The sequence below is a fragment of the Pseudomonas sp. FA-1 genome (genome assembly GCF_056856075.1).
Genome location: NZ_JBWXTH010000004.1, coordinates 14,631 through 28,470, shown reverse-complemented (window position 1 = coordinate 28,470; position 13,840 = coordinate 14,631). Strand labels below are relative to the sequence as shown.

Below are 13,840 nucleotides of genomic sequence, written 5' to 3'. Positions count from 1 at the left end.
CCCTATGATCCGCCGTACCCTGCCTGCCGTGTTTGCCCTGTTGCTCAGCCCGCCCTTGCTGGCTGGGCAGCAGACGTTGTTCAGCTTCGTGCGCCCGGCCTCCGTGGTCAACGTGACCACCGTCGATGCCCGTATGCCGCAGTACAACGCCGAGCAGACCGCCGAGGGCGAGGTGCTGCGGCGCGTGGTGTTCGACCCGGTGCAACGGCCGACCTTGCGCCTGAGCCCGCAAAGTGGCGCCTGGGACTGGTCGGCTGGCCAAGCACTGACCTTGCGCCTGCAAAGCGCCATGGACTGGGCCTTGACGGTGGATGTCACGGTACAGAGCAGCGACGGGCGCACCCTGACCAGCCGGGTCGACCTGCCCGCGGGGCCTGCGCAGACGGTGATGGTGCCGCTGCAGGCGCGCTCGCCGTTGAGCCAGGGCATGCGCGCAGGGCCGCCCATGCCATGGGTATACGAAGGGCAGCGCCTGTTGCTGGCCAGCAGCGCCGGGGACATCGACCTCAAGCAGGTGGTTGCCGTCAGCCTGAGCATTCCCGACCCCAAGGTCGCCCAGAGCCTGCTCATCGAGAAGGTCGGCATCCAGGATGACGACCAGGCGTTCAAGGCCGCCTACGAAGGCTTGCTCGATGCCTATGGCCAGTCGACGCGAGGGCGCTGGCCGGAAAAAATCACCCGCGACGAACAGCTCAAGGCTGCCGACAGCCGTGAGCAACAACAGCTCAAGGGCTGGCTCGCCGAGCGTGGCAAATTCAAGCTGGATGCCTATGGCGGCCTGCTGGCCGGGCCTGCATTCGAAGCCAAGGGCTTCTTCCGCACCGAGAAGCGCGACGGTCGCTGGTACCTGGTCACCCCGGATGGCCATCCTTTCTATTCGCTGGGTGTCAATGCCGTGGCCGCCGACGGTGGGCGAACCTATGTGCAAGGCCGCGAGGGCATGTTCAAGGCCTTACCGGGCGAGGGCGAGCCGCTGGCTGCCTTCTACGGCCAGGGCAACAACGACGATGGCAATGCTTCGTCCCAGGGGCGCAACTTCAAGCAGGGCCGCTGGTTCGACTTCTATGCCGCGAACCTGCAGCGCACCTACGGCCAGCCGTGCCCGGCAAGCCCCCAGGGCCAGCCAGCGCCCGCCTGCCCGCCAGCGGCGCTGGATGCAGCCCGGTGGCAGGGGCACGCCCTGGACCGCCTGCAGGCGTGGGGTTTCAATACCCTGGGCAACTGGAGCGATCCGGCCCTGGGGCAGGCCCGGCGGGTGCCCTACACTTTGCCGCTGTCGATCGTCGGCGACTACACCAGCATCAGCACCGGTATGGATTGGTGGGGACGCATGCCCGACCCGTTCGATCCGCGTTTCGCCATGGCCACCGAGCGCGCCGTGGCCATCGCCGCCCGTGACCACCGTGACGACCCCTGGCTGATCGGCTACTTCGCCGACAACGAATTGGCCTGGGCCGCGCCCGGTGATGACCCCAAGGCCCGCTACGGCCTGGCCTACGGCACCCTGCGCCTGACCACCGACGTACCTGCCAAACGCGCCTTCCTCAAGCAGTTGCGCGACAAGTACCGCAACCAGCAAGGGCTGTCCAAGGCCTGGGGGATCGACCTGCAGGCATGGGAGCTGATGGAGGACCCAGGCTTCGAAGCGCCATTGCCCAGCCCCGAGCACCCTGAAATCGAGCGTGACTACCAGCATTTCCAGCAGGTATTCGCCCAGACCTACTTCAAGACCATTTCCGATGCCTTGAAATGGCACGCCCCCAACCACCTGCTGTTGGGTGGCCGTTACGCGGTCAGCACACCGGAGGCGGTCAAGGCCTGCGCCGAGTTCTGCGACGTGCTGAGCTTCAACTTCTATACCCTCAAGCCTGAAGATGGCTACGACTTCGCCCGCCTGGCCGAGCTGGACAAGCCGGTGCTGGTGTCGGAGTTCCAGTTCGGTTCCCGTGACCGTGGGCCGTTCTGGCCAGGGCCGCTGGAAGTCGCCCGCGAAGAGGACCGTGGGCCTGCCTACGGCAATTTCCTCAAGGCGGCCCTGGCCCAGCCGATGATCGTCGGGGCGCACTGGTTCCAGTACCTCGATCAGCCGGCCACCGGCCGCCTGCTGGACGGCGAGAACGGGCACCTTGGCCTGGTGGCCATCACCGATGTGCCCTATGCCGGGTTCGTGGAAGCGGTGCGCAAGAGCAACCTGCAGGCCATGGATCAGTTGCGCAAGGCACTGGAGCAGCCGGCGCAACGATGAACACGGCGCAGCCCCTTGTAGGAGGGGCTTGCCCTGCAATGAGGGCAGACACTGGTCTGCCATCAAGCACGACCATCCGGCCACATTCAGTTTGCAAATCGGCCAACTACTGGAACAATGCACGACTTTGTTGAGAAAAGTCGTACGGAGAGCGGTCGGGTGCAGATCCAGGGTCACTATGAGCTGAAGTTCGAGGCGGTGCGCGAGGCCTTCGCCGCGTTGTTCGAAGATGCCCAGGAACGGGGTGCGGCGTTGTGCATCCAGGTCGGCGGCGAAACCGTGGTCGACTTGTGGGCCGGTAGCGCCGACAAGGACGGACGGGAAGCCTGGCACAGCGACACCATTGCCAACCTGTTCTCCTGCACCAAGACCTTCACCGCCGTGACGGCCTTGCAACTGGTAGGCGAGGGCAAGCTGGCCCTGGACGCCCCCGTGGCCCGCTACTGGCCTGAATTCGCCCAGGCCGGCAAAGAGGCCGTGACCCTGCGCCAACTGCTCAGCCACCGTGCCGGCCTGCCGGCTATCCGTGAGCTGCTGCCGGCCGAGGCGCTGTACGACTGGCAGGCCATGGTCGATGCCCTCGCGGCCGAGGCGCCCTGGTGGGTGCCCGGTACCGAGCATGGCTATGCCGCGATCACCTACGGCTGGCTGATCGGCGAGCTGATCCGCCGCGTCGATGGGCGCGGCCCTGGCGAATCCATCGTGGCGCGTACCGCCCGGCCCCTGGGCCTGGACTTCCATGTGGGCCTGGCCGACGAAGAATTCCACCGCGTGGCGCACATCGCCCGTGGCAAGGGTAACCCCGGCGACGCGGCCGCCCAGCGTCTGCTGCAGGTCACCCTGCGCGAGCCCGAGGCCCTGTCGACCCGGGCGTTCACCAACCCGCCGGCCATCCTCACCAGCACCAACAAGCCCGAATGGCGGCGCATGCAGCAACCGGCAGCCAATGGCCATGGCAATGCCCGTAGCCTGGCGGGCTTCTATGCCGGCCTGCTCGACGGCAGCCTCTTGGAGTCGGAGCTGCTCGATGAGCTGACCCGTGAACACAGCCTCGGCCAGGATCGCACCCTGTTGACCCAGACCCGCTTCGGCCTGGGCTGCATGCTCGACCAGCCCGACGTGGCCAATGCCACCTTCGGCCTGGGGCCGCGTGCCTTTGGTCACCCGGGAGCCGGTGGTTCGGTCGGGTTCGCCGACCCGGAGCACGACGTGGCCTTCGGTTTCGTCACCAATACCCTTGGCCCCTACGTGTTGATGGACCCCCGGGCCCAGAAACTGGTGCGCGTCCTTGCCAGTTGCCTTTGATCGGGTAATGCGGGTATTGCCCGGACCCTTTGACTATCCTCAATGCCAACGCCTGGTGTGTGTGGGCAAAATCTCTTTCTAATTCATGGTGTATCGCTGATGTCTTCACATAAAACCTTAGCACTCGCCCTGTGCCTGGCCGCGACCGGTTGCGCCCAGCACTCGCAGAACGCGTCGAGCGACGCGGGCCTCAGCTGGTGGCCCTTCGGCTCGGACAAAGTCGCCGAGCAGGAAGTGAAGGAGGCCGTGACCGAGAAGGTGGCCAAGGCCGACGCCAAGTCCGAGAGCTCCAGCCGCTGGTGGTGGCCATTCGGCGGTGACGATAAGCAGGCCAAGGGCCCGGTGGTGCCGAAGATCGACCAGAAGGCCACCCAGGCTTGGCTGGACGAGTACGAGCCCAAGGTGCGCGAAGCGATCAAGGGCAGCAAGTTCGAGCTCGAACGCCGTGACAACGTGTTGGCGGTGACCATCCCGGTGGATGGTTCGTACAACCCGGACCGCCCGAACATGCTTTTGCCGATGACCCTGGGCCCGATCACCCGCGTGGCCAAGACCGTCGAAACAGACCCCAAGACCGCCGTGCTGGTGCTGGGCCATGCCGACACCAGCGGCGCCGCCGCTGCCAACCAGAAGCTCAGCCTCGAGCGCGCCGCCTCGGTGTCGGCGATCTTCCGTCTCAGCGGCCTGCAGCGTGACCGCCTGACCCTCAAGGGCATGGGCTCGGTCATGCCTCGTGCTGCCAACGACAGCGCTGAAGGCCGCGCCCTTAACCGCCGCGTGGAAATGTTGCTGACCCCGCAGAACACCATGGTTGCGCTGCTGGCCAAGTACCAGCAGGCTGCTCCGGCCCCTGCGCCGGCCTCGATGGTCGCGGTCCAGGACAAGGCACCTGCTGCCAAGCCAGCAGCGAAGGCTGCGGCCAAGCCTGCGGCGAAAAAAACCACCGCCAAGGCCAAGGCGCCGGCCAAGACCACTGCGAAGAAGAAGGCCACGGCAAAACCGGCAGCCAAGAAGGCCACCACCGAGAAGAAAGTGGCTTCTGCCAAGACCAACTGACCGTTAAGGATACGCTGTCATGACCCAGTCCCTGGCCGATATGCGCCGCGACTACACCCGCGATGGCCTGACCGAAGACCAGGCCCCGGGAGAGCCGTTCGCCCTGTTCCACCAATGGTTCGGCGAGGCGGTGAAGACCGAGCAGGCGCCAGTGGAGGCCAATGCCATGACGCTCGCCACTGTCGATGGCGAAGGTCGCCCGCATTGCCGGGTGCTGCTGCTCAAGGGGCTCGACGAGCGTGGTTTCACCTTCTTCACCAACTACGACAGCGCCAAGGGCCAGCATTTGCTGGCCAACCCTTTTGCCGCCATGACGTTCTTCTGGCCGGCACTGGAGCGCCAGGTGCGGATCGAAGGGCGGGTGGAAAAGGTCACGGCCAAGGAGTCCGACGACTACTACCAGGTACGCCCGCTGGGCAGCCGCCTGGGGGCCTGGGCCTCGCCCCAGAGCCGGGTCATCGCTGGTCGTGAGGAGCTCGAAGGGCTGGTCAAGGCCACCGAAGCGCGTTTCTCCGATAGCCAACCCCATTGCCCCGAGCATTGGGGCGGGTACCGCCTGCTGCCTGAGCGCATCGAGTTCTGGCAAGGGCGCGCCAGCCGGCTGCACGACCGCCTGAACTACCGCAAGCTGGACGGCCAGTGGCTGCGTGAGCGCCTGGCGCCTTAACCTTCGTAGGCTGTACCAACGCTGAATAAACACAGTTTTATAACGTATGTGTCGTGACAGTCGTCAACGCACGGGGTCTAATGGACACCTGACTTATGGAGAGTTTCCCATGCGTAAATCCGTTTTGCTGGTGGCCAGCTTCACCACCCTGTCGCTGTTGCTCGGCGGTTGTGCGTCGAACCTGTCCGGCGACAGCTATTCCCGAGACGAGGCCCGCCGTGTACAGACCGTGCGCATGGGCACCATCGAATCCCTGCGCCCTGTGAAGATCGAGGGCACCAAGACCCCTATCGGCGGCGGTGCAGGTGCCGTGGTCGGTGGTGTGGCCGGTAGCGCCATCGGTGGCGGTCGCGGCAGCATCGTTGCCGCGGTGATCGGCGCTGTTGCTGGCGGCCTGGCAGGTTCCGCTGCCGAGGAAGGCCTGACCCGCACCCAAGGCGTAGAGATCACCGTACGTGAAGACGACGGCAGCATGCGCGCCTATGTGCAGCAAGTGCAGCAGAACGAGATCTTCCGCGTCGGCGAGCGTGTACGCATCCTGACGGTCGATGGCACCAGCCGCGTCACCCACTGATCGGCGAAGGCAACAAAAAACCCCGACACGGCCCAGGCCGGTCGGGGTTTTTTGTTGCCCGGGCGATCAGTTGCCTGGCAACTTGCGACTGGCCATCGCGGTGATCCCATAACCGATCAGCGCGGCGAACAGCGAGCCGGTGAGGATGCCCATGCGGTCCATGCCGGCGAAGTCGCTGGCGCCGGGCACGAAGGCCAGGGAGCCGACGAACAGGCTCATGGTGAAGCCGATGCCGCACAGAACGGCCACGCCCAGCACCTGCCCCCAATTCGCACCAGTGGGCAGTGCCGCCAGGCGCAGCTTGATGGCGATCCAGGTCAGGCCGAACACACCGACCGTCTTGCCCAGCAGCAGGCCGATGGCGATGCCCATGGGCACCGGGTGGGTGAAGCTGTCCACGGTCATGCCAGCCAGGGATACACCGGCGTTGGCGAAGGCGAACAAGGGCAGGATGGCATAGGCGACCCAGGGGTGCAGGGCATGTTCGAGGCGCAGCAGAGGCGACGGCTCGGCATGCTGGGTGCGCAGAGGAATGCACAGCGCCAGGGCGACACCCGCCAGGGTCGCATGCACACCGCTCTTGAGCACGCAGACCCACAGCACAAGGCCCACCAGCAGGTAGGGCGCCAGCTTCACCACGCCGAGCCGGTTCATGGCCAGCAGCGCCAGCAGGCACGCCCCGGCCAGCATCAACGACAGGCTCGACAGGCTGCCGGAGTAGAACAGGGCGATGATGACGATGGCGCCCAGGTCATCGATGATCGCCAGGGTCATCAGGAACAGCTTCAATGACACCGGCACCCGCTTGCCGAGCAGTGCCAGCACGCCGAGGGCGAAGGCGATATCGGTGGCGGTGGGGATGGCCCAGCCAGCGATGGCGGTAGGGTTGTCGCGGTTGATGTACCAGTAGATCAGCGCCGGCACCAGCATGCCGCCGATAGCGGCGGTGGCGGGCAGCACCACCTGCGACGGCTTGGACAGGTGGCCTTCGACGATCTCACGCTTGACCTCCAGACCAATCAGCAGGAAGAACAGCGCCATCAGGCCATCGTTGATCCACAACAGCAGTGGCTTGGCGATCTGCAGGGTGCCGACCTGGACCGCGACCGGCACATCGAGCAGCCCGCCATAGAGGTAGGCAAGCGGGGAGTTGTTGATGATCAACGCAAGTACGGCAGCGGCGATCAGCAACAGGCCTCCGGCGGCTTCCAGTTGGAGGAAACGGGAAATAAGGTTACGCACGGCCAAACGGGTCTCCATGAGCAGGTTTGGTGTTGAAAAAGATAAACCCTAGCGTGACGGCTTTGAAACCCAGATGCCCTGCGCTTTTGTCATAGGGTTTTACGGCCCGATTCGCGAAGCCTAGAGAACTTTGGGAAGTGTGATGAGGGGAATTTTCTGATTTTTGTGTAGTTTTGTAGGCACGGGCTTGCCCCGCGATCAAGGGCGAAGCCCTTGCTTGGCGACGGTGACATCGGGTCGGGCCTGATCGCGGGACAAGTCGGACCGCCGCACCGCCGCTCCCACAGGGTCCGCAAAACCAAATAGTCTTGCGTTGTTCTATGAGGAGCGGGTTGCATGTTCGATGGCCAGGTACTCAGCCATCGAGCCCCAGCATGTCACGGGCCACGGCTTCAGCGATGCGGATGCCATCGACGCCGGCGGACAGAATGCCACCCGCATAACCGGCCCCTTCACCGGCCGGGTACAGGCCTTTGAGGTTCAGGCTCTGGTAGTCCGCGCCACGGGTGATGCGTACCGGCGATGAGGTGCGCGTCTCGATGCCGGTCAGCACCGCGTCGTGCAGGTTGTAGCCTTTGATCTGGCGGTCGAACGCCGGCAGGGCCTCGCGGATGGCTTCGATGGCGAAGTCCGGCAGGCTGGGTGCCAGGTCGCCCAGGGTGACCCCTGGCTTGTAGGAGGGCTCGACGCTGCCCAGTTCGGTGGAGGCGCGCCCTGCGACGAAATCGCCGACCAGTTGTGCCGGTGCCTGGTAGTTGCTGCCGCCCATGACATAGGCATGGGCTTCCAGGCGTTCCTGCAGCTCGATCCCAGCCAGCGGGCCGCCCGGGTAGTCGCGCTCCGGGTCGATGCCGACGACGATGCCGGAGTTGGCGTTGCGCTCGTTCCGCGAATACTGGCTCATGCCGTTGGTGACGACCCGGCCTGGCTCGCTGGTGGCCGCTACCACGGTGCCGCCCGGACACATGCAGAAGCTGTATACCGACCGACCGTTCTTGGCGTGGTACACCAGCTTGTAGTCGGCAGCGCCCAGTTTCGGGTGGCCGGCGTACTTGCCCAGGCGCGCCTTGTCGATCAGCGTCTGAGGGTGCTCGATGCGGAAACCGACCGAGAACGGCTTGGCTTCCATGTACACACCCTTGGCATGCAGCATGCGGAAGGTGTCGCGGGCACTGTGACCCAAGGCCAGGACCACGTGGCGCGAGTGCAGTTGCTCACCACTCTCCAATACCACGCCGGTCAGCTGGCCATTTTCGACCAGCAGGTCGGTGACCTTCTGCTGGAAGCGCACTTCGGCGCCCAAGGCGATCATGTCCTGGCGCATCTGCTCGACCATGCCGGTCAGGCGGAAGGTACCGATGTGCGGCTTGTTGATGTAGAGGATTTCCTCTGGCGCACCGGCCTTGACGAATTCTTCCAGGACCTTGCGCCCGTGATGGTTCGGGTCCTTGATCTGGCTGTACAGCTTGCCGTCGGAGAACGTCCCGGCGCCGCCTTCGCCGAACTGCACGTTGGACTCGGGGTTGAGCACGCTCTTGCGCCACAGGCCCCAGGTGTCCTTGGTGCGCTGGCGCACTTCCTTGCCGCGTTCGAGAATGATCGGCCTGAAGCCCATTTGCGCCAGCAACAGGCCTGCGAAGATGCCGCACGGGCCGAAGCCGACCACGATCGGGCGCTCCTGCAGGTCGGCCGGGGCCTGGCCGACGAACTTGTAGGTCACGTCCGGGGCCGGGCCGATGTTGCGATCATCGGCGAACTTGCGTAGCAGCTCGGCTTCGTTGCTCGCTTCCAGGTCGATGGTATAGATGAACAGCAGTTCGCTGTTCTTCTTGCGCGCGTCGTAGCTGCGCTTGAACAGGGTGAAGCCGAGCAGCTGCTCATCGGTGATGCCCAGGCGTTGCACGATGGCCTCGCGCAGCGCTTCGTCGGCGTGATCCAGGGGCAGCTTCAGTTCGGTGATTCGTAGCATGGCAGGGTCCAGTATCCCGGCCATGGGCGGCCGGCGGCTTTACACAAACCGCCAAGTATAAGCTGTTAGCTGCCCCGACTGGAGGATAAAAGTACCCAGGCGATCAGTTGTCGCGGGCACCGCCGTAATAGCCGCAGCCTTGCAGGGTCTGGCCGTCGATGCGTAGCTCGGCGCGCAGGTGGCGCACGGCGCCGCTCATGCTGTCGACGCAGCGTTGCGGCGCGACCCACAGCTCCACGTGCTGGCCGTTGGCTTCGCTGCTCAGGGTCAGGCCGCCGCCGGGCACTTCTTCTTCGAGGAAGGGCAGGGGCAGTGGGTCTTTGCCGGGGCGCTCGATGATCATGCCGTTGCCGCTGGCCTTCACCGACCAGAACGGTTCCTGGCCATCGGCGCGCAAGGTCAGCTGCTTGAAGTTGGGGTCTTCGCAGGCGCGGGTGGAGGGTTCCAGACGATACAGGCGTTGCACGTCGAGACGGCCATCATTGTCGGCCTGCCTGCTGCCGGCCAGGCGCCCACGCACGTCCGCGAAAAGTTTGTCGCCTGCGTCGTCGGCCAGGTTGGCGGCCTCCTGCAACAGGCCTGTGGCACCGACGTCATTGACCACGAAACGGCGGGCTTCGGTGCACGGCTTGAACAGCAGCTTGCCACCCCCGGCGCTCAGCTCGCCCTGCATGCGCAGGGTGCCGATGTTCGGGTCGGCAGGCTTGTCCGCCAGCAACTGGCAGCCCGCGAACAGCGGCAGCAGGGTGGCGAGCAGCAGGGGAGGGGTGAGGCGCATGGGGTGGACTCCGGGGGATCTTTTGCCAAGGAGCTGGCCACGTTACTCAGGCTTTGCCGGGATCACAAGTTTTCGGCCAGCATAGGTGATATAGCGGCAGGCAGAAAAAGGGCCCGAAGGCGATGGGCTGCGAAGCAGCCCCAAATGCAAAGGCTTAAATGACTGGCATTAGCCCGAAGGCCCTTTTCCCGGTCACCCCCCTAGATAGGCGTCGCGCACTTTCGGGTCGACCAGCAGTGCCTCGCCGGTACCCTGCATCACCACCTTGCCGTTTTCCAGTACATAGGCACGGTCGGCGATCTTCAACGCCTGATTGGCATTCTGCTCCACCAGGAACACCGTCACGCCGTCGCGGCGCAGTTGTTCGATGATGTCGAAGATCTGCTGGATGATGATCGGCGCAAGGCCGAGGGAGGGTTCGTCCAGCAACAACAGCTTGGGCTTGCTCATCAGCGCCCGGCCGATGGCCAGCATCTGCTGCTCGCCGCCGGACATGGTGCCGCCACGCTGCACGTAGCGCTCCTTCAGGCGAGGGAACAGCTGCAGGACCTTGTCCAACTGCTCCTGATAGTCGCCCTTGTTGGTGAAGAAGCCGCCCATCGCGAGGTTCTCCTCCACGGTCAGGCGGGCGAACACACGGCGGCCTTCCGGCACGACCGCGATGCTCTTGCGCATGATGTGCGAGGAGGGCTGGCCGACCAGTTCCTCACCCAGGTACTTGATGCTGCCGCTGTGTGCCTGGGGCGAGCCGCAGAGGGTCATCAGCAATGTCGACTTGCCGGCGCCGTTGGCGCCGATCAGGGTGACGATCTCGCCCTGGTTGATCTCCACGTTGACGCTGTGCAGCGCCTGGATCTTGCCGTAGAAGGTGGAAACGTTCTCGAACTTCAGCATTTACGCCTCCCCCAGGTAGGCCTTGATCACATCAGGGTTGCCGCGAATCTCTTCCGGCGTGCCGTCGGCCAGGGGCGTGCCCTGGTTGATCACCACGATGTGGTCGGAAATGCTCATCACCAGCTTCATGTCGTGCTCGATCAGCAGCACGGTCACGTTGTGGGATTCGCGCAGATAGGCGATCAGGGCCTTGAGGTCCTCGGTCTCCTTGGGGTTCAGGCCGGCGGCTGGCTCGTCGAGCATGATGATCCGGGGCTGGGTCATCATGCAGCGGGCGATTTCCAGGCGGCGCTGCTGGCCGTAGGCCAGGGTGCCGGCGGTACGGTTGGCGAACTCGGTCAGGTTGACCTTCTCCAGCCAGTACTGCGCGCGCTCCATGGCCTCTTTCTCGCTGCGGCGGAAGCTCGGCGTCTTGAACAGGCCGGCGAAGAAGTTGGTGTTCAGGTGGCGGTGCTGGGCGATCAGCAGGTTCTCCAGCGCGGTCATCTCCTTGAACAGGCGCACGTTCTGGAAGGTCCGCACCACGCCCTTGCGGGCGATCTGGTGCCCGGCCAGGCCCTGGATCGGCTGGCCATCGAGCAGGATGGTGCCGCCGCTGGGCTTGTAGAAGCCGGTCAGGCAGTTGAACACGGTGGTCTTGCCGGCACCGTTGGGGCCGATCAATGCCACCACCTGTTTTTCCTTGACGGTCAGGCCCACGCCATTCACCGCCAACAAGCCGCCGAAGCGCATGCTCAGGCCGCTGACTTGCAGAATTTCGCGGCTCATCGACGCAGCTCCATATGGGGGCGTTGCATGGGCAGCAGGCCCTGCGGACGCCAGATCATCATCAATACCATCAGCGCACCGAACATCAGCATGCGGTACTCGCTGAATTCACGCATCAGCTCCGGCAGCAGGATCATCACGATGGCCGCGAGGATCACGCCCAGCTGAGAGCCCATGCCGCCGAGCACGACGATGGCGAGGATGATCGCCGACTCGATGAAGGTGAACGACTCTGGTGTCACCAGCCCTTGGCGGGCAGCGAAGAAGCTGCCGGCGAAACCGGCGAAGCAGGCACCCAGGGTGAAGGCCGACAGCTTGATCACGGTCGGGTTCAGGCCCAGTGCACGGCAGGCGATCTCGTCCTCGCGCAGCGCTTCCCAGGCGCGGCCGATCGGCATGCGCAGCAGGCGGTTGATCACGAACAGCGCCAGCAACGCCAGCAACAGGGCGACCAGGTAGAGGAAGATGACCTTGTTGATCGAGTTGTACTGCAGGCCGAAGAACTCGTGGAAGGTCTGCATCCCTTCGGCAGCGCGACGTTCGAAGGTCAGGCCGAAGAAGGTCGGCTTCTCGATGTTGCTGATGCCGTTGGGGCCACCGGTCAGACCGGTGAGGTTACGCAGGAACAGGCGGATGATCTCGCCAAAGCCCAAGGTCACGATCGCCAGGTAGTCACCCCGCAGGCGCAGCACCGGGAAGCCGAGCAGGAAGCCGAAGGTCGCGGCCATCAGGCCGGCGATCGGCAGGCAGATCCAGAAGCTCAGGCCGAAGTAGTGCGACAGCAGGGCGTAGCTGTAGGCGCCGACGGCGTAGAAACCGACGTAGCCCAGGTCCAGCAGGCCCGCCAGCCCTACCACGATGTTCAGGCCAAGGCCCAGCAACACGTAGATGAGGATCAGCGTGGCGATGTCGACCGCGCCCCGCGAACCGAAGAACGGCCAGACCAGTGCCACCACGATCAGGCCCATGATGACCCAACGCTGGGTCTTGGGCAGGGTCAGGTAGTTGGTGACCGACGCGGGGATCAACTTGCGCTCCGAGCGACCGCGCATCGCTGCGCTCCACTGTTTGTCGAACAGCACGCGTAGGAACATCAACACCGAGCAGATGGCGATGATCGAGAGGGTGAACGGCCCCTGGCTGTGTACCACCAGGTTGATGCCGTCGATGCTGAGTTTCAGGCCAAGCACCGGGAACGCCACGGCCCAGACCAGGGCGACGCTGAACAGCGCCTGTTTGAGATTTCTGTTCATACTTTTTCAACCTCCGGACGGCCCAGGATGCCGGTCGGCCGGAACAGCAGGACAAGAACCAAGAGCCCGAATGCCACCACGTCTTTGTACTGGTCGCCGAAGATGTCGGCGCCGAAGGCTTCGGCCACGCCCAGCACCAGGCCACCGAGCATGGCGCCCGGGATACTGCCGATGCCGCCCAGGACCGCCGCGGTGAAGGCCTTCAGGCCCACCAGGAAACCGGCGTTGGGGTTGATCACGCCGTACTGCATGCTCAGCAGCACGGCCGCCACCGCCGCCAGTGCGGCACCGATGACGAAGGTCAGGGCGATGATGTTGTTGGTGTTGATGCCCAGCAGGTTGGCCATCTTGATGTCCTCGGCGCAGGCACGGCAGGCGCGGCCCAGGCGGGAACGGGAGATGAACAGGGTGAGGCAGGTCATGGCCACCAAGGTGACCACGAACACCAGGATCTGCATGTAGGACACCAGGACTTCCTCGGCACCGCCTGGCCCGAAGGAGATGGAGCCGGGGATCAGGTTGGGGATGGACTTGTCCTTGGAATCTTGCGAAAGCAGGACGGTGTTCTGCAGGAAGATCGACATGCCGATGGCGGAAATCAGCGGGATCAGGCGGTTGCTGTTACGCAGGGGGCGGTAGGCAACCCGTTCGATACTATAGCCATAGGCACTGGTAACGACGATGGTGGCGATGAAGGCCACGGTCATCAGCAGGGGCAGCGAATCGATACCCATCATGGCCAGGCCCGCCAGGGCGATGAAGGCCACGTAGGAACCGATCATGTACACCTCGCCGTGGGCGAAGTTGATCATGCCGATGATGCCGTACACCATGGTGTAGCCGATGGCGATCAAGGCATAGGTGCTGCCGATGGTCAATCCATTAACCAGTTGTTGGAAGAAATGGTAGATCTCAGGCATTACAGCGCTCCTAAAAACCTGATTTGCATTTCACTGGCAGGGGGTACGGCCAGGAAACCGCGGGTGACGGTTTTAAGATTTTCAGGTGAACCCGCCCCCGGATCGCGGGGATCAGGCCCATGAACCTCGTAAAACAAAGCCCACTGCTCGCACAGTGGGCTTCTCGGTC

Annotated in this window: 12 protein-coding genes; 5 read left to right on the top strand and 7 right to left on the bottom strand. The window is 64.3% G+C overall.

The features are described 5' to 3' along the window. The first annotated feature begins 4 nt into the window (after positions 1 to 4). The 5 genes from AC1MHZ_RS08880 to AC1MHZ_RS08860 all read left to right on the top strand — a co-directional run bounded on the left by AC1MHZ_RS08880 (position 5) and on the right by AC1MHZ_RS08860 (position 5,847). On the top strand, positions 5 to 2,245 hold the full coding sequence (locus tag AC1MHZ_RS08880) for a beta-galactosidase (RefSeq protein WP_465001786.1): 2,241 nt from the start codon (positions 5 to 7) through the stop codon (positions 2,243 to 2,245). A 159-nt stretch (positions 2,246 to 2,404) separates the two neighbouring features. After that, positions 2,405 to 3,550: a serine hydrolase domain-containing protein gene (locus tag AC1MHZ_RS08875; RefSeq protein WP_324813318.1), complete on the top strand. Its 1,146-nt coding sequence runs from the start codon at positions 2,405 to 2,407 to the stop codon at positions 3,548 to 3,550. 99 nt (positions 3,551 to 3,649) lie between these two features. Then, positions 3,650 to 4,606 (top strand): OmpA family protein, encoded by a 957-nt coding sequence (locus tag AC1MHZ_RS08870; RefSeq protein WP_084856078.1) that lies wholly within the window; start codon positions 3,650 to 3,652, stop codon positions 4,604 to 4,606. Between the two features lie 19 nt (positions 4,607 to 4,625). Further along, positions 4,626 to 5,273 (top strand): pyridoxamine 5'-phosphate oxidase, encoded by a 648-nt coding sequence (gene pdxH, locus AC1MHZ_RS08865; protein ID WP_084856079.1) that lies wholly within the window; start codon positions 4,626 to 4,628, stop codon positions 5,271 to 5,273. Between the two features lie 109 nt (positions 5,274 to 5,382). Then, positions 5,383 to 5,847, top strand: coding sequence for an outer membrane lipoprotein (locus AC1MHZ_RS08860; protein WP_084856081.1), 465 nt, complete (start codon positions 5,383 to 5,385; stop codon positions 5,845 to 5,847). 66 nt (positions 5,848 to 5,913) lie between these two features. On the opposite strand, the gene nhaA is transcribed toward AC1MHZ_RS08860, so the two are convergent. From nhaA to livH, 7 genes are all read right to left on the bottom strand, one after another. Continuing rightward, positions 5,914 to 7,089 (bottom strand): Na+/H+ antiporter NhaA, encoded by a 1,176-nt coding sequence (gene nhaA / locus AC1MHZ_RS08855; protein ID WP_253249325.1) that lies wholly within the window; start codon positions 7,087 to 7,089, stop codon positions 5,914 to 5,916. Positions 7,090 to 7,444: 355 nt separating this feature from the next. Next, entirely contained in the window at positions 7,445 to 9,058 is a 1,614-nt protein-coding gene (locus AC1MHZ_RS08850; RefSeq protein ID WP_465001788.1) for an NAD(P)/FAD-dependent oxidoreductase, read from the bottom strand. A gap of 103 nt (positions 9,059 to 9,161) precedes the next feature. Then, the gene (locus AC1MHZ_RS08845) at positions 9,162 to 9,836 is read right to left on the bottom strand and encodes a COG3650 family protein (RefSeq protein WP_084856087.1); all 675 of its coding nucleotides are present in this window, start codon (positions 9,834 to 9,836) and stop codon (positions 9,162 to 9,164) included. Between the two features lie 192 nt (positions 9,837 to 10,028). Beyond that, positions 10,029 to 10,730 (bottom strand): ABC transporter ATP-binding protein, encoded by a 702-nt coding sequence (locus AC1MHZ_RS08840; RefSeq protein ID WP_043215137.1) that lies wholly within the window; start codon positions 10,728 to 10,730, stop codon positions 10,029 to 10,031. Next, positions 10,731 to 11,498, bottom strand: coding sequence for a high-affinity branched-chain amino acid ABC transporter ATP-binding protein LivG (gene livG, locus AC1MHZ_RS08835; RefSeq protein ID WP_084856089.1), 768 nt, complete (start codon positions 11,496 to 11,498; stop codon positions 10,731 to 10,733). Then, on the bottom strand, positions 11,495 to 12,751 hold the full coding sequence (locus AC1MHZ_RS08830) for a high-affinity branched-chain amino acid ABC transporter permease LivM (RefSeq protein WP_084856091.1): 1,257 nt from the start codon (positions 12,749 to 12,751) through the stop codon (positions 11,495 to 11,497). The genes livG and AC1MHZ_RS08830 overlap by 4 nt, the downstream gene beginning before the upstream one ends. After that, positions 12,748 to 13,671: a high-affinity branched-chain amino acid ABC transporter permease LivH gene (gene livH / locus AC1MHZ_RS08825; RefSeq protein ID WP_084856094.1), complete on the bottom strand. Its 924-nt coding sequence runs from the start codon at positions 13,669 to 13,671 to the stop codon at positions 12,748 to 12,750. Before livH ends, AC1MHZ_RS08830 begins: the two co-directional genes overlap by 4 nt. Positions 13,672 to 13,840 lie beyond the last annotated feature (169 nt).